Source organism: Sphingomonas sp. 1F27F7B (assembly GCF_005503355.1).
GTDB lineage: Bacteria > Pseudomonadota > Alphaproteobacteria > Sphingomonadales > Sphingomonadaceae > Sphingomonas.
Map to the genome: position 1 here is coordinate 200,497 of NZ_SCMK01000006.1, position 16,817 is coordinate 217,313.

General features: G+C 68.0%; 10 protein-coding genes. 5 read left to right on the top strand and 5 right to left on the bottom strand.

The features are described from left to right. The first annotated feature begins 21 nt into the window (after positions 1–21). Both FFS08_RS08190 and FFS08_RS08195 read left to right on the top strand, forming a co-directional pair. Positions 22–7,662, top strand: coding sequence for an autotransporter outer membrane beta-barrel domain-containing protein (locus FFS08_RS08190; RefSeq protein WP_137861532.1), 7,641 nt, complete (start codon positions 22–24; stop codon positions 7,660–7,662). A gap of 54 nt (positions 7,663–7,716) precedes the next feature. Next, positions 7,717–8,118, top strand: coding sequence for a DoxX family protein (locus FFS08_RS08195; protein WP_137861533.1), 402 nt, complete (start codon positions 7,717–7,719; stop codon positions 8,116–8,118). Between the two features lie 35 nt (positions 8,119–8,153). On the opposite strand, the gene FFS08_RS08200 is transcribed toward FFS08_RS08195, so the two are convergent. Further along, the gene (locus tag FFS08_RS08200; protein ID WP_137861534.1) at positions 8,154–8,738 is read right to left on the bottom strand and encodes a DUF4142 domain-containing protein; all 585 of its coding nucleotides are present in this window, start codon (positions 8,736–8,738) and stop codon (positions 8,154–8,156) included. Positions 8,739–8,879: 141 nt separating this feature from the next. Between FFS08_RS08200 and FFS08_RS08205 the strand changes: the two genes are divergently transcribed. Next, positions 8,880–9,269, top strand: a complete 390-nt coding sequence (locus tag FFS08_RS08205) for a DUF3597 domain-containing protein (RefSeq protein WP_137861535.1) — start codon at positions 8,880–8,882, stop codon at positions 9,267–9,269. 15 nt (positions 9,270–9,284) lie between these two features. Here FFS08_RS08205 and FFS08_RS08210 read toward each other — a convergent pair whose 3' ends face one another. From FFS08_RS08210 to FFS08_RS08225, 4 genes are all read right to left on the bottom strand, one after another. Then, a complete protein-coding gene (locus FFS08_RS08210) occupies positions 9,285–9,689 on the bottom strand; it encodes a gamma-glutamyl-gamma-aminobutyrate hydrolase family protein (protein ID WP_171012526.1) in 405 nt (134 codons plus the stop codon). After that, on the bottom strand, positions 9,686–10,654 hold the full coding sequence (epsC, locus tag FFS08_RS08215; RefSeq protein ID WP_137861536.1) for a serine O-acetyltransferase EpsC: 969 nt from the start codon (positions 10,652–10,654) through the stop codon (positions 9,686–9,688). Before epsC ends, FFS08_RS08210 begins: the two co-directional genes overlap by 4 nt. A 96-nt stretch (positions 10,655–10,750) precedes the next feature. Beyond that, positions 10,751–12,667 carry an ATP-binding protein gene (locus FFS08_RS08220; protein WP_137861537.1) on the bottom strand — a complete coding sequence of 639 codons (1,917 nt, stop codon included), beginning with the start codon at positions 12,665–12,667 and terminating at the stop codon, positions 10,751–10,753. Then, on the bottom strand, positions 12,654–13,343 hold the full coding sequence (locus FFS08_RS08225; RefSeq protein WP_137861538.1) for a response regulator: 690 nt from the start codon (positions 13,341–13,343) through the stop codon (positions 12,654–12,656). Before FFS08_RS08225 ends, FFS08_RS08220 begins: the two co-directional genes overlap by 14 nt. A gap of 223 nt (positions 13,344–13,566) precedes the next feature. Between FFS08_RS08225 and FFS08_RS08230 the strand changes: the two genes are divergently transcribed. Together FFS08_RS08230 and FFS08_RS08235 are read left to right on the top strand one after the other, a co-directional pair. Continuing rightward, positions 13,567–14,730, top strand: coding sequence for a helix-turn-helix transcriptional regulator (locus FFS08_RS08230; RefSeq protein WP_137861539.1), 1,164 nt, complete (start codon positions 13,567–13,569; stop codon positions 14,728–14,730). A gap of 369 nt (positions 14,731–15,099) precedes the next feature. After that, positions 15,100–16,812: a ShlB/FhaC/HecB family hemolysin secretion/activation protein gene (locus FFS08_RS08235; RefSeq protein ID WP_212741969.1), complete on the top strand. Its 1,713-nt coding sequence runs from the start codon at positions 15,100–15,102 to the stop codon at positions 16,810–16,812. The last annotated feature ends 5 nt before the right edge of the window (positions 16,813–16,817 follow it).

Genomic DNA, 16,817 nt, shown 5'->3' on the forward strand with positions numbered 1-16,817 from the left:
TTCCGGCATTGGAGCAGCATCATGGCGCGTACCGCCCTTCCGACTCATATTCCTCCCCGCGCCAAGGGCCGTGCCGCGTTGTTCGTGAGCGCGGCGACGCTGGCCATTGCCCTTTCCTCGACGGCGGCGCGTGCACAGTGCGCGGGCGAAGGTACGCAGATCGTCTGTGCCGGCACCTCGGCGCCTTTCGTCATGGCGGTAGCGAATGGCACCGTCACCGTGCAGCCCGGTGCGACCGTCGGCAGCCAGGCGACCGAGGGCGCGGCGCTGCGTTTCGATGTCGGCGGCAGGCTGATCGTCGATGGCGGCGTGTTCTCGCAGGGCCCTGCGGTCCTGCTTGCCGATACGGCGAGCCTCGATGTTAGGATCGGCAGGTCGGGCACGCTTTCGGGCGGCAACGCGCTGCGCCAGGACGACGATGCCGGCAATTACCTCTCGCTGGACAATAACGGCCTGGTGCGCGGCACCGACGGCCCGGCGGTGCGCGCGCGCGCGTCCGTGCTGGATCTGCAGAACCGCCGCGGCGGTCGCATCGAAGGCGGCGTGGACGTCCGCGAAGCCTATGGAAGCAATGCGGGCACGATCGAGGCGGGCGACGCTTCGGCGATCCGCGCCACCTATGTCGATCTCGACAATAGCGGCACGATCGCGAACAATTCGGCGGCCGAAGCGACCATCGCCATTTCCGGCCAGGGCGATATCCGCAACACCGGCCTGATCGAGGCGCGCGGCGCGGCCCCGGCCATCTCGGCGTCGGATCTCAGCCTCCGGAACAAGGCCGGCGGCGTGATCCGCAGCGCCGGCGGCACGGCGATCCGCGCGACGGGGCAGGCGATCATCGAGAATGCCGGCCAGATCGGTGGCGATGTCGTGCTCGGCGAAGCTGGCGATCGCTTCTACCAGCGCATCGGCGGCGGCATGGCGGGCAATCTCGCGCTGGGCGACGGTGACGACATATTCTGGCGCGAGGGCAATGGGGCTGGCCTCGCCGCCATGCCGACCGGCACGCTCGACGGCGGCGAAGGCGTCGACACCTACGGCATCCGCATGACCGGTTCGGGAACGGTCGCCTTCGGCCAGCTGCCGACGGGCTTCGAGCGCTACGGCCTCGATCTGTGCGGCTGCAATCTCGCCGTGACCATCGCGGCGGAGAACCTGACCGGCGCCCTCGACGTGTCCGGGCCGGGAACCGTGACCAACCTGGCCAGCTTCACCTATGCCGGATCGGACGCCGGCCTCAGGATCACTTCGTACAACGAATATAACAACGGTGCACCGCTGACCTTCGTCAACCGCGGCACGCTGAGCTTCACCGGCGTTTCGACTCCCGAGAACGACGCTCCGACCGCGCTGATCGAGGCCGGCGACTACAACGCCAGCTTCGTCAACGATACCGGCGGCACCATAAACCTGTCGGGCGAGGCACAATTCGGCATCCGCGCCTCGGGCGCCGGCTCCGCCGACAACGCACATGGCTTCGTCAATCGCGGCACGATCCGTGCCGAGGGACGGGTGGACACCGCTGTGGAGGTGAGCGGATCGGGCTATAACAGCGGCACGATCTCGAACGCGGCGGAAGGCGGCACGGGCCTGAGTCTGCGGAGCCTCTATGGCACCTTCCTCAACGATACGGGCGGCGTGATCCGCGGCGACCAGGCGGTGTTCCTGCAATATGGCGCGGCCCTGACGAACCGTGGTTCGATCATCGGCACGGGTGAGCGCGCCGCCGTCTCCGGTTACAACGAGCAATATTATGTATCGCCCAAGCTGATCAACGAAGGCGAGATTCGCGCGGGAACAGGCGCCGCGGTCGGAATAAATACCGGGGCTCAATCCGGCGCACAAGTTGCGAACAAGGGCCGGATCGTGGGCGACGTCGTGCTGGGCGGCGCGGGCAAGGACATGGTGTGGCTCGCCGAGGGCAGCTCGGTGCAGGGCAATGTCTCGACCGGCGCCGGCGATGACAAGCTGGTCGTCGACATCAGGCGGCTCGGCCAGAACGGCAGCGTCGATACGAGCGGACTGGTGACGGGAACGGTCGACATGGGTGCGGGCAACAACGTGCTGCAGGCCCGTGCCGGCGAAAGCCAGACCTTCTCGGTGCTCCGGGCGAACGCCGCCGGCTTCTCGGGCGGCACGATCTACGAGGCGGCGGGTGCCGGCACGGTGCTGACGCTGCAGGGGCCGGCCGACGGCACCGGCGGCCATTACAGCTATGACGGGCTGCTGCGCGTGGCCGGCGACGGCCGCGTCGTGCTCGACATGAACTTCAACAATGGCGGCTATGCCCGACCGTCGATCATCGTCGAGAGGGATTCCACGAGCAGCGTGTTCGGCGAAGGCGGACAGGGGCTCGACCTGGTGATCGCCGGCGCCGTGAACGGCGGCACCGCGGGCATTGCAGTCGACGCGACCCATGCCCGCCGCGTCGAGCTGTTCGCGCAGAGCGGCTATATCGGCATCACCGGCGGCACCGCGCTCAAGACCGGCGCCGGCACCGAAGTGCTGATCTCGGCCAGCTCCAATCTGCGCAAGATGGGCAGTGCCTATGGCGTGCTGCTCGAGGCCAATGGCAGCCGGATCACCAACCGCGCCTCGATCTGGGAAGATTCGAAGGACGCCTCGACCGGCAATTTCGGGCTCGGCGTGGACCTCCTGAACGGCGTCTTCACCAATGATCGCGGCAATCTGGGCATCGGCCGGGTCAGCATGCAGGGCACCGGCATCCGGATGGAAGGTTCGGAAGTCCACAATAGCGGCGACATCGTCAGCGCCCATGGCAATGCGATCGAGATGGTCGGGTGGGAAGGTATCAATCGCGTCGTGAACACTGCGACCGGCACCATCGCCGGCCATGTGACGAGCAACACCACCGGCACCGCGGGCGCGGCAATCGTGGGCGGCTATGCCAGGGATATCGTCGAGAATGCCGGCACCATCACCGGCCATGTGCTGCTCGGCGGCGGCAACGATCTCTATGTCGCGACTGGCGGCAAGGTGACCGGGAACCTCGACATGGGCGACGGCAACGACACCGTGCTCACGCGCAACGGCGCCGCGCTCGACGTCAGCGGAACGGTGACCGGCGGCGGAGGCGCGGACGCCTATGGTCGGTCCTTCACCAGCAGCGGCACGTTCGATCTTGCCACCAACGCGATCCCGGCGGGTTTCGAGATGCATGGCGTCGAGGCGAGCGGCGCGAATACCGAAGTGACGGTTATGTCGGCGACGACCCAGAACAGGTCGCTGCGTATGCTCGGCGACGGCAAGATCACCAACAACGCCAATTTCGATGTCGTCGATAACGAGAATGGCGACATATACGCCGCGATCGAGGTGGCCGACCCGCGCTACGAGGCGAAACTCGCCTTGGTGAACAACGGATCGATCAAGGGCGAGGTCGCCGGTATCTTTTCCTTGAACACGCTGTCCAGCCTCACGAATACCGGCGCAATCGACACGCGCTATGACGGTGTCGCGGTCATCAACGAATACGGCGCCTTCTCGCTGAACAATAGCGGCTCCATCTCCTCGGCCCAGGGCTATGGGTTGCGGGTCGGCAGCTATGGAATGGACGAGCACGGCCGCAGCATCGACGTAACGAACAGCGGTCAGATTACGGCCTCGAGCGACGGCAGCAATGCAGTCTACCTCGAAAGCGAGAGCGGCCTGGTGAAGCTGGCGAACAGCGGCGCGATTCGCGCGGGCAGCGCATATGCCGGCGCCGCCGTGGCGATGGGTCAGCAGTATGACGTGGCCAATAGCGGCACGATCGAAGCGACCGGCCGGGGCGTTGCCGGCCTGCAGCTCACCTCCTTCGGCGGCGCCTTCGAAGAGGACTGCATCGATCAGCAGCCGGTACGGGTCGGCAAGCTGGTCAATAGCGGCCGGATCGCGGCCAATGGCGGCGGGAGCACCCAAGGCTCGTCGGCGGCCGTCGCCACCGGCGTCTTCGCGGCCCTGCTCGGCAACAACGGCATCGTCGGCATGACCAACGCGGCGGGCGGTACGATCGAGGCTACCGGCGGCACATCGACTGCGCTGATGGTCGCCGGCCTGGACGACGAAGGCTATGGCAGCGCCGGCGTCGACGCTGCCTTGCGCCTGTTCGAGCTCGACAATCTCGGCATGATCCGGGGCGGAGCGGACACGGTTCTCCAGGACAACAGCAATTTCGATGCGGGCGGAGTCGACCTCCATGCGCCCGGCGGCGATGCGGCCGGAACCTATGTGATCGCGGGCGGCATCCAGACGCTGCATACCACCGACAGGATCCGCAACCTCGCCGGCGGCACGATCATCGGCAATGTCGACCTGGCCGATGGCGACGACCTGTTCGAGAATTACGGCACGCTCCAGGGCGACCTGCGCCTGGGCAGCGGAAACGACACCTTCGTCTATGCCGCATCGGGCATCTTCACCGGCACTGCCTATGGCGGTGAGGGCAGGGATACGCTGCTCGTCGACGTGAATGGCGGCGGCTCGGTCAATTTCGACCAGTTCCGCGGCTTCGAGACGCTGAGCCAGCGCGGGGCCGGCGCGATCACCATCCGGGGCACCACCGATCTCGACACGCTCAGCATGGCGGGCTCGAACGTGACGGTCGCGGCCGGCACGCGCTTCCAGACCCAGAGCGCGACTGCGCTGATCGGTTCGGACGCGGCGGAATCGGTGACCGTCGCGGGTGCGATCGGCGGCGGCATCGCCATGGGCGGCGGCAACGACACCGTCACGCTCAATGCCGGCGGCGTGGTCGAGGGCAATATCGACCTCGGCGCGGGCGACGACCGCCTTGTGCTTGCCGGCGGCACCGCTACCGGGCTGATCGACGGCGGCACCGGCATCGACACCGTGGCCTTCCAGATCGCCCAGGACACCAGCGACCTGCCCAATGTCGTCAACTTCGAGTCGCTCGACGTCTCGGGCAATGCCCGCCTGACGATCGGCATGAACCAGGACTTCGACACGGTAACGCTGCGCAACGGCGCCAGCCTGACGCTCAACCCGGGCGAGGGCGATCACCGCATCGGCAACATCATCGGCGACGACAGCGCACAGTCGGTGATCCTCAACACCGCGCTCACCGGCGGCGTGTCGCTGGGCGGCGGCGACGACACGCTGACCATGATCCTCAACGGCGCGCTTTCGGGCATGCTCGACGGCGGCGCGGGCAATGACGTGCTCAACCTCAACCTGACGGGCGATTCCCGGATCGCCGGCGGGATCACCAGCTTCGAGACGATCAACGTCGCCGGCAGCGCGTCGCTGACGCTGGGCGGCACGATTGCCGCCGATCAGACGCTCAACTTCGACGAACACGACAACCTGCTGATCGTCGACGGCGGCTCGATCCTGGGCACGGTCAATGGCGGCGCCGGGCACGACGCGCTGGTGTTCAACACGCTCGCCGACCAGACCGCGACGCTGGCCACCGCCAAGATCCTCAACTTCGAGGACATCCTGGCGCGCGGCGCCGGCAACCTCGCGATCAGCGGCAACGGCACCTACCAGAACATCACCGTGGACCAGGGCGACCTGACCATCGCGGCGGGCAGCTCCATCGCGGCCACGCAGACCAGCTTCGGCGCGGCGAACAACGTGCTGACCCTGGCGAGCGGCGCGATGCTGAGCGGCGCGATCGATGGCGGCGACGGCATCGATCGCCTGGTGCTCAACCAGGCGGCGAACACCGTGCGCCAGCTGAGCAGCGTCAACGCCAGCGGCTTCGAACAGCTCGAATCGGGCGATGCCGGCGAACTGATCATCGATCGCAACGCCGGCTTCGACGTCGTCGACCTGTTCGGCGCGAAGCTCACGGTCACGGCGGGCTCGACGCTCACCGTGCCGACGCTCGCGGGCAATGACGGTGCCAACAATCTCAACGTGCAGGGCACGCTGGCGGGCAATGTGGCGCTGGGCGCGGGCAATGACCGCCTCACCCTCGGCCGTGCCGGTGCGATCACCGGCATCGCGAGCGGCGGCACCGGCTATGACACGCTCGAGTTCGACACCCAGGGCACCTATGCCGCGCCGACCGCGTGGAACGGTCAGGGCTATACCGAATTCGAAGCGTTCAACGTCGCCGGCGGCGTGGTCTCGCTCACCGGGAACATTAGCTACGACACCGTCTCGGTCACTGGCGGCCGCCTGATCGGTCAGGCGGGCACCACCATCACCTCGGCCCAGACCATCATCGTCAGCCGTGGCGCGACCTTCGGCAGCGCGGGCGCGGTGAATGCCAATATCGAAGTGCGCGGCACGCTGTCGCCGGGCGCCTCGCCGGGCACGATGACGGTCAATGGCGACGTCCTGTTCACCAACGGCTCGAACCTGCTGCTCGAAATGGCGCCGACCGGCAGCGACCGCCTGAACATCTCCGGCGCGATGCGCATCCAGCCGGGGGCCACGCTGGACATCACCGGCATCCTCCAGTCCACGCCGGGCGGCGCGCTCGACCTTGTCGTGGCGCAAGGCGGGATCACCGGCGGCTTTACCACGATCAACAAGTCGGAGACGGTGTTCGGCTTCGTGGCGACGCGCGGCAACCGCATCCAGCTGGTCGGCGAGTTCCAGAACGACAATGCGTTCGGCGCCAATGTGCGCGATTCGATCCGCTATGCCAATGCCGTGCTGGGCGGCGGGCAGATGGTGCAGGCCTTCACCAACGCGCTGCCGGCGCTGGTCGAGACCAACGGCGCGTCGCGTGCCGCCGGCTTTGCCCAGCTCAGCGCCGAGGCCTATGCCGCGGCCGACCAGGCGAGCATCGACAACGGCCTGGCCGTGGTCGATGCGATGCGCACGCTGGAGAATGGCGGGAAGGGCCATGTCGGCTTCTACGGCTTCGCCCAGGGCCTGTATCAGGAGGGTGCGCTCCAGGGGAATGCCGGCACCGGCGCGCATGACTTGCGCAGCGACAGCCGCGGCCTGCTCGGCGGGTTCGGCTGGGGATTCTCCGAAACGGCGCGGGTGAGTGCCTTTGTCGGGACGCTCTCGACCAACCAGACGGTGGAGGGCCTGGCTGCCACCACCAAGCTGGAGGGCATGCAGATCGGTGTCTCGGCCAGTGCCGAGCTCGGCGGCCTCGCGCTGCGCGGCCTGGTCGCCTACGACCTGTCGCGGGCCAAGACCCGTCGCGCCGTTCCGGGCGGCACCGCCACGTCGCGCTACGACCTGGGCGGGTTCATCGCCGACATGTCGGCTGGCTATCAGGTGTCGCTGGGCTTAGCTCGCATCACGCCGCGCGTCGGCCTCACTTATGTCGAAGGCCGCCGCAACCACCTGACCGAGGGCGGTTCGGGCTTCGCGCTGGAGTTGGTCAAGAATGCCGGCAACGCGCTGTTCGGCGATGCCGCGCTGGGCATCAGCTTCGACCTGGGCGGCGTCACTCCCTGGGCAGAGGCGGGCATCCGCCATCAGTTCCAGGGCAATAACGGCCGGGCCAGCGCTTCCTATGCCGCGGCGGATGCGGGCGGCATGATGCTGGCACGGGGCGCGGAGCGCGGCGACACCATGGCGCATGTCGCGCTGGGCCTCACGGCTCCCGTGTCGAAGGGCATTCGCTTGAACCTGAGCTACACCGGAGAATATGGCGCGGGCGTCGGCAACAAGTTTGGCGACGTCGCCCGTCACAGCGTGAATGCCGGCCTCTCGGTCGCGTTCTGATCGCGCCGGCCGAGGCTCGAGCTCGTTTCCGACTGTCGAAGGGACATTTACCCGGTGCATTTCTTGTCGAAGCCGCTCCTCGTTGCCGCGCGGCCGCGTGCCGGATGGATCTGCTCGATCCTCGCCAGCGCCCTGTTGCTGGCCGATGCCCTGGTCATGCTGCTGGCGCCGGAGGTGCTGGCAGCTCCCCAGGCACATATCGGCTATCCGCCGGGCCAGCTTCCCTATCTGGCGGGAATCCTGATCCTCGGCGTCTGCGCGTTCCTTACCCGCAGGTTCGGGGCGATCGGCTGCGGCCTCCTCACTGCCTTTCTCGGCGGTGCGGTGGCTTGCCATGCGCGCATCGGCGAAGCGTTTTCCGCGCCGGTGCTGATCTGCGGCATCCTGGGGGTGCTGCTATGGGTCGGCTGGTTGCTGCGGGGGGCGGTGACGGAGGCACCCGTCACCGCCCGTTGACGAACCGCTGATCGGGCGGCCCATCGCCCGCGGGTTCAGGCCTTGAGGCCCTTGGCCAGGTTGAGATGCGCGGTGACCGTCGGGATCAGCTTGGTCGCGAAATCCCGCAGCGGCTGCGGCACGTCCTTGTTGCCGATGGTCGCCTTCAGCGCATCGAGCGTCTTCTGGTGCGCGTCGACCTGGGCGGCGGCATAGGCCTTGTCGAATTCGGCGCCCTTCAGCGGCTTGAGCGAATCCAGCGCCTGCTGCTGGGCGGCCGTCAGCGCCGGGTCCGGCGTGATGGCGGGGGTAGCCGCGCTCGCCGCCGTCTTGAGCTTGGCGGTCGAATCGGTATGGGCCTTGATCATCGCGTCGGCGAATTTCTTGATCATGGCGGACTGCGACTGGCCCTGGGCGAGCTTCGAGGTCTCGATCTCGAAGGCGTCGCTCGCTGCGGCGGCATTCGCGAAGCCCTGGCCGACGGATGCGGCGGGCGCCATGTCCATCCCGTTCGCCATCATCGAACCCTGGGTGTTGGTGGTGACAGTGGTCGTATCGGTGCTGGTGGTATCGGTCTTCGAACCACAGCCTGCGAGCGCGAGCCCGGCGGCGCCCAGCATCATCCAGCGAAGAACCTGCATCCTTACCTCCTGTTGGAGCCCCTCGTGCGGAGCTAGGGCGTGAACGCCTGCATCTATCGCCCGTTCCGCCGAACCCTTTTGCCGAGGTGCGCGTTTGATGCCGCGCGCCGTGCGCTTCATCGCATGTGATGGGAGGATTGAATGAGCATCTTCGGCAGCATCATGGGCAAGATCTTCGGCCACAAGGCGGACGCCCCCGCCCCGAGCCCCGAACCCGCAACCGCAGAAGCGGAGGCCGCGCCGGCACCTGCGCCCGCGGAAGCCCCGACCCAGGTCGATGTCGGGGCAGTGCTTTCCTCGATGGCGGACATGAAGGGCGGCGGCGGCAACTACCAGACGTCGATCGTCGACCTGCTCAAGCTGCTCGATCTCGACTCCAGCCTCGACGCGCGCAAGCAGCTCGCCGAAGAGCTGGACGTGCATGCCGGCGACGATGGCACCGCGGAGCAGAACATTGCCCTGCACCAGGCGGTGATGGCCAAGCTGGCGGAGAATGGCGGCGTGGTTCCCGACAGCCTGCGCGGGGGCTGAGCCCGCCCGGCCGGCTCAGGCGGCGATCGCCTCGCCGACAAAGCGGAAGAAGGCGCGGCTCTCCGGCCGGTGCGCGGCGTCCCATTCCGGATGCCATTGCACGGCGAGTACGGGTGCGCCGGCGGGCCGGGCCGAGAAGGCCTCGACCAGGCCATCGACCGCGGCATGGGCTTCGGGGCCCATGGCCACCCCCTCGTCGCCATAGCGGCGTGGCGCGATGTTCGAACGCGAACCGGTGAGCAGCAGGCCGTCGAGCCGCGCGGCGAGCGATGCCGCGTCGAAGGTGCCGGCGACGGCGGGCACCAGCAGCACGGTGGCGCGGGATATCTCGGCCAGCGGGCGGATGAACCGTGTCGCCACTGCCTGGATCGGCCGGTCGGCGACTTCGTTGCAGCACAGCACGCCGATCAGCGGGCTCATGCGCCATGCTCCGTCAGCCGTTCGGAGAGCGCGTTGCGCGCGGCCGGATCGAGCCGGATCGCCTCGGGCTGGGCCACCACGCTTTCGGGCGGCACATCGTCGAGCAGCCAAACATTGCCGCCGATCACGCTGCCGCACCCGATCGTCACCCGGCCCAATATGGTGGCGCCGGCATAGATGGTGACGCCGTCCTCGACGATCGGATGCCGCGCGTGCCGGGTCCGCGGGCCGGTGGGCGCCAGCCCGAGGGGGCTGCGCGCACCCAGCGTGACGTGCTGGTAGAGGCGCACGCCCCGGCCGATGATCGCGGTCTCGCCGATCACCACGCCGGTGCCATGGTCGATGAAGAAGCTGGGGCCGATCGTGGCGCCGGGATGGATGTCGATGCCGGTGCGGGCATTGGCCAGCTCGGAGATCACGCGCGCGACGATGACGGCGCCCAAGATGTGGAGCTGGTGCGCGATCCGGTGGTGCAGGATCGCGAGCGCGCCGGGATAGCTGATCAGTATCTCGTCGGTGCTGCGCGCGGCGGGATCGCCGACAAAGGCGGCTTCGACATCGGCGTCGACCAGCGTGCGGATATCCGCGAGCGTCGCGGCGAAGAGGCGGACGATCGCATCGGGCTGGTCGGGCTCGAAAGGCTGGTCGGACTCGGCCTGCCAATAGTCGAGCTCGCTGGCCACTTCCTCGCGCAGCAGCGCCAGGGCATCGCGCAGTTGAGCCGCGACGAAATCGTCCTCGCGGGCCGGGCCGCCGCGAAAGCCGCCCAGCCTGGCGGGGAAGAGCGCCGCCGACAGATGCTCGACGACACGCGCCAGGCCGGAAGGGGACGGGAAGCGAGTCACGCTCCCGCGGTGCGGCTGCCGGGTCCGCCAGGCCGAGCGCACGGCGTTGAGCGCGGAGACGGTGTCCGCGATCTCGGCCGCAAAGGCGGGGGCGGGTGGGCTCGGGAGTGTCGAACGCATGGAAGCTGCCTCGTGCTGCGTGCGCGAAACATCCTCTGATTTGATAGGATTTTCAGCAAAGGAAATATTGGCCCGGGCGAAAGTCGGGAACCTCGGTCAGCGGGGCGGGGAGCGGGTGCCCTCGATCGGCAGCAGCAAGGTGAAGCGGGTCCCCCGTGGTGTCGATTCGAGTTCGACCCTGCCGCCGATCACTTCGGCGCGGCGGGCCTGGTTGCCGAGCCCGCGCCCCAGCACCGCCGCCGCCGCGTCGAAGCCCCTGCCATTGTCCTCCACCCCCACGCAGACCTGGCCGTCGCGCACGCCGGTGGTGACGACGATCTCGCCGGCGCTGGCGTGCTTGATCACATTGGTGAAGGCTTCCTGCAGGATACGCAGCACGTGCAGCGAGTGGCGCTGGTCGAGCCAGGCGAGCGGCGGCACGTCGCGCACGTCCCAGCGCAGGCGGATACCCGTAGCCTCGAGCCGGGGCTGCAGGCGGAAGCGCAGGGTGCCGAGCAGCAGCAGCAGGTCGGTCTCCACCGGCTCCATCGAATCGATGGTGAGCTTCAGATCGTCGATGCAGCCCTTCAGCAGCTGCGCGATGTCCGCCTCGTCGATATGGCCGTGCTCGACCATGCGCAGCGTGCTCACCAGCGACGAGCCGAGGCCGTCGTGCATGTCCTGCATCAGCCGCTGGCGTTCCTGGTGGAGCACTTCGCGCCGCTCGATCTCGCGCAGCTTCTGGTGGCTGGCATTGAGCTCGGCCTCGCGCTCGGCGAGGCTGCGGGCGAGCACGACGTTCGACTCGGCCACGGCGTTCATCGCCTTGAGGTAGCGGCTCAGCATGATCTGGCAGAAGGCGAGGATCAGCGCGATCTGCGCGTAGAAGGAGACGAACAGGCTCTCGATGTTGATCAGGTTGTTCTGGAGCAGCATGTCGCGCCCGCCGAGGATGAACGAGAGCAGGCCGCAGATCGCCAGCCCGATCCCCTCCATCGTTCCCGCCCGGCGGCTCCAGACGATATGGGCGATGAAGGTGAAGGTGCCCACGCTCACCATGGTGATGTACATCAGCGGCGAGACGATCGTGGCGTCGGGGGTGCCCTCGAACAGCGGCAGGGTGATCCCGCCGAACCCCAGGCACATGACGGCGATGGTCGCGGTCAGCCAGCGCGCGTGATGATGGTGCAGCGCGGTGAGGAAGAGATGGGCGATCAGAACCGTCCAGCCGACCGAATTGACCGTGATCCACCCGAACCAGGCGTCGGAGACGGGCAGGCGATCGGCGCCCATATAGGCGTGCATCACGCGCAGGAATGTCGCGACGGTCATCAGCGCATAGAGCAGGTAGAGCGTCTCGCGCCGCGACCGCAGCCAGACGAGGAAGGCGAACGCTCCCGTCGCGAGGAACATCGCCGAGCTGATATAGGGCAGTTCCGCCTGGAAGAAGGCGCGGGCGTAATAGGCGGCGGCGAGCTGGCGATAGTCGCCGATCCACAGCGTGGAAAGCGCGCCGCCGATGCCGCGGACGTGGCGGATGCGGATCAGCAGGTCCCTGGGCGAGGTGGTCTCCGCCGTTTCCTCGAGCGGGATCCACAGCGGCCGGTTCGAGCCGTTCCACTGGAGATTGGCGTGGGTCTGGTAGAAGAGCCGCCCGTCGACATAGACCGCCAGCTCGCCGTCGGTCTTCCAGCGCGGGATGTAGAGATAGGCGCCGCGCGGCGCCTTCTGCGAGGGATCGAGGGTGAAATGATACCAGGTCGTCTGGGTGGGGAGCTGCCCGGCGTCGCCTGTGCCCGGCAGCATGCGGGGGCGGGGCGCATGGGGCAGGCCGACTTCCTCCCACCGGCCCGGCAGGGCGCGCCAGTCGGCGGTGCGTGACGGTGGGGGATAGCCCTGGCTATATTGCACCAGCAGCTGCGCATGGGTCAGGTGAATGCCCTGGGGCCGCGTCGCGAGGTACAGGGCGACGAGGAGCAGTGCCGCCAGGCCCGTATAGACGAGGGAGGTCCGCAGCGTCCTAGAGAATCCCATGGTTGCGGGCCTCGAAGATCGCTTCCGCCTTCGAGGTCACCTCGAGCTTCTGGTAGATGCGCCGGACGAAGGTCATCACCGTGTTGCGCGAGACCAGCATCAGCTCGGCAATCTCGTCATAGCTGAAGCCCTTGGTGATCAGTTCGAGCGCCTCGCGCTCGCGCGGCGAGAGCGGGGAGGCGATCGGAGTCGCCATGGCCAGCGCCGCGGCGCTGGGCACTTGCGGCGCCGGCTCGGCCGGGCGGAAGCGCAGCAGGATCTGGCGGGCGATGCGCGGGCTGATCGGGCTGCCCCCGGCATGGAGCGCGCGGATCTCGTCGGCGATCTTCTCGGCCGAGCTGTCCTTCAGCAGATAGCCCGCCGCCCCCGCCTCGATCGAGGCGATCACGTGCTTCTCGTCGGCGAAGGTGGTGCTGACCATGATCCCGCATTCGGGCCAGCTCGCATGGGCGGCGCGGATCACGTCGATCCCCGATCCGTCGGGCAGGCCGAGATCGACGACCAGCACGTCGAGCGGATCGCCGGCCAGCATCCGGCGCGCCTGGGCGACGTTGTGCGCCATGCCGATCAGCTGCATGTCCGCCGAGCTGCGCACCGCCGCGGCGAAGCTGTTCTGGAAGGCGATGTCGTCCTCCACCAGCGCGACCTTGAGCAGCGGCGGGACGGAATCGGCCATCGGGGCATCCTGGAGCGGCACGCCACCCGTGGCGTGGCCGTGGCGGCGATCGGATGGGCGCATGGTGACGCCCGGTTTTCGCGTTCTTACCACCCGAATTGCCCCAGGCTTGTCCCTAGAAATAGCGACATACGCAATATTTCGCGTTCGTTACAGTTTGTTCCGGAGCCTTGCCGGGGTTAATGCCGCATTTCCCAGGTCCGGCACAAAAGAGGGGCGCGTCATGCCAAGCCCGGAATCCCTGACGCCGATGCTGGTGGCGGAGCTGGTCGGCGGTATCTACGAAGCCGCGCTCGATCCGTGCCTGTGGCAGCGGCTGGTCGATCGCATCGAAGAGATCTATCCCGAGATCACCGTCGCGCTGTTCAGCCATGAGAGCCATCTCCCGGCGGCAGCGCTCACGGTGACGGCCAATTATTCCGAAGCCGCCATGCGCGACTATGCGGCCCATTATTTCTCCAACAGCCCCTATGTCGACTTCGTCCCTCGCAACGGCGTCGGCCAGCCGGTGCGCACCGAAGCGATCATCCGCGACGAGGAACTGTTCCGCACCGAGCATTACAACGACTTCATGCGGGTCCACGGGATCGGCCATCACGGCGCCGGCATGGTGCTGGAGCGGGAGCCGGGCGGCTGGGCTTCCTTCTCCTTCTCCGATCGACGGAACGATCCGGCGCGGCGCGAGCACCAGATGCAGCTGCTCCGCCTGCTCGCTCCGCATTTCGGCCGAGCGTTCAAGCTGCGGCGGACGCTGATGGAAGCCCGCATGGCGAGCATGGCCTCGCAGACGGTGTTCGACGGCTGGATGCACGCCGCCTTCGTGCTCGATCGCGAGCGGCGCGTGACGCGGATGAACCACCGTGCCGAGGCGCTGGTCGCGCGCGGCGGGGCGATCCTGCTCAACCGGTTCGGCCAGCCGTGCAGCTTCGATGACCGGTGCAGCCGCGCGCTCGACCTGGCTTTCGCCGCTTGCCGGGCCAGCGCCGACGCGCCGATGGCGGTGCAAGGCGAGCTTTCCGGCGTGATGCTGCCGCGCCGCAGCGGCGGGAGCGCGCTGCACGCGATGTTCTGGCCGCTCGCCGCCGCGGGCGAGTTCGGCCTGCCGAGCCTGCCCGGGCAGGTATTGCTCGTCATATCCGACCCCGACGACACGCCGCCCGGCGCGGTCGGGTGGATCGCACGGCGCTTCGCCCTGTCTCCCGCCGAGGAGCGGCTCGCCGATGCGGTGATCGCCGGGGTGCCGCTGAACGAGGCAGCGGACCAGCTTGGCATCCAGCTGTCGACCGCGCGCACCCGGCTCAAGACGATCCAGGCCAAGACGGGCTGTCATCGGCAGCTCGATCTGGTGCGCCTGGCCATGTCGGTGCCGACGATCCGACTCGGATAGGGCAGCGCCGGAACGGTTCGCCGATGCGGTGAACCGCGCGGAAACCACTACCATATGGGAGCTATTCGCCCCCGGCGGCCCTGCCCTAGGCAGCACCGTTCCGGATCGTTTGCGCGCGATCTCGGTCGGGGGTCAGCGTCGATGAAATTGGTGTTTTCTTGTCGTGACTTGGGTGCAGGGCAAGGGCGAGTGGAGGGATGGGGAGCGAAGCGCTCCCTGTGCCGCAACCTCGTTCCGCCACTGTCGCTATTAGTAGCGACAGACGCAAAATCCCGCCTGCGATACGATCGCCAGGCAGGATCGCTTGCCCGGGTCGTGGGGCAGAGCGGCTTTCCGGTTCCCCAGTTCCAGACAAAAAAAGGCCGAGCGATGCCGATGGTTGCCGTGCAACATTTTCCGAACGGGCGGAAGGCGCTCGCCGCGTTCCTGCTTCTCGCGGGCACCGCGCTGGCTTCGCCCGCGGCTGCGCAGGTGCTGCCCACGCGCCAGCAGTTGAACCCCGCCCAGCAGACGCCGATACCCGCCGCGCCGCGCGGCGAGCTGTTCCGCGACATGGAAACCGGGCCGTGCCCCTTCGCCAGCAGCGACCTCAAGGTCACGCTCACCGGCGTCGAGTTCCAGGGCACCAACGGCGATCTCGCGCTCGACGAGAGCAAGCTGCGGCTCGCCTATGCGGACCTGCTCGGCCGGGAAGTGCCGATCGCCACGATCTGCACGATCCGCGACCGTGTGGCGGCGCTCTATCTGCGCCGCGGCGTGCTGGCCGCGGTCGACATTCCCGAGCAGCGCATCGCCGACGGCAAGCTGATCCTTTCGGTCACCGAGGCGCATGTCGTCTCGGTGAGCTATCACGGCGATGTCGGCCCGGCGCAGCGCCAGGTTGAGCGCTATCTCGACAAGCTGAAGGGGATGACGCCCTTCGATCTCAACATGGCCCAGCGCTATCTGCTGCTCGCCTCGGACATTCCCGGCGTGATCGTGCAGGCTTCGCTCAAGCAGTCGCCGGGCGGCCGCGGTGCGGTCGATCTTGACATCGCCATCTCGCGCACGCCGGTCACTGCCACCTTCGCAGTGAACGATTACGGCTCGGACTCGATCGGCCGCGACCTGGCGACTGCGCGGGTCGACTATAACAGCTTCACGCCGCTCGGCGAGCGCACCACGATCGTCGGCTACGGCACGATCTCCAGCCCCGAGCAGCGCGTCATCCAGCTGACCGAGAGCGTCAAGCTGGGCGGGGAAGGGCTCCAGCTAGACTTGTCCGGCTCGTTCGCGCGCACCCGGCCCGGCGCCGCGCTCAAGCCGCTCGACCTGCTCGGCAACAGCTTCGCCGGCAATGCCCGGCTCACCTATCCGCTGCTGCGCCACCGCCGCTACAATCTGAACCTGTCGGGCGGGCTGGAGTGGATCGACCAGAAGGTCGAGTTTGGCGGCGGCATCGCCACGCTGACCGAGGACAAGCTCCGCGTCTTCTTCGCCCGGCTCGACGGCCATCTCGCGCCGCGCGAACTCGCCTCGCACTCCGTGGCGGCCACCGGCTCGCTCGAGCTGCGCAAGGGCGTCAACGGCCTGGGCGCCACGCCCTATGGCAACCGGGTCGCCTCGCGCTTCGGCGGGCATCCGGATGCCACGGTGGTGCGCGCGGACTTTTCGGTCGGCGGCCGCGTCGTCGGCCCGGTGACCGCGAGCATCTCGACCAGCTGGCAATATACCGACACGCCGCTGCTCTCCTATGAGGAGTTCTCGGCCGGCAACCTCTCGATCGGCCGTGGCTACGACCCCTCGGCCGCGTCGGGCGACCGGGCGCTGGGCTCGTCGCTCGAGATCAGCACCGCGCCCTTCCAGTTCGGCAAGCGCTCGGTGTTTCGCCCCTATGCGTTTCTCGACGCGGTGCGGCTGACGAATATCGGCCCCGGCGCCGACAAGGTGACGCTGCGCTCGGCCGGCTATGGCGTTCGCGCGCAGATCGGTCCGTGGTTCTCGCTCGACCTGGCCTGGGCGCACCCGTTCGATCGCGTCGCTCCCAGGGTGCCCAAGCCCGCCGACCGCATCCTCGTCAGCCTCTCCGCCTCGATCTTCTGAGGGAT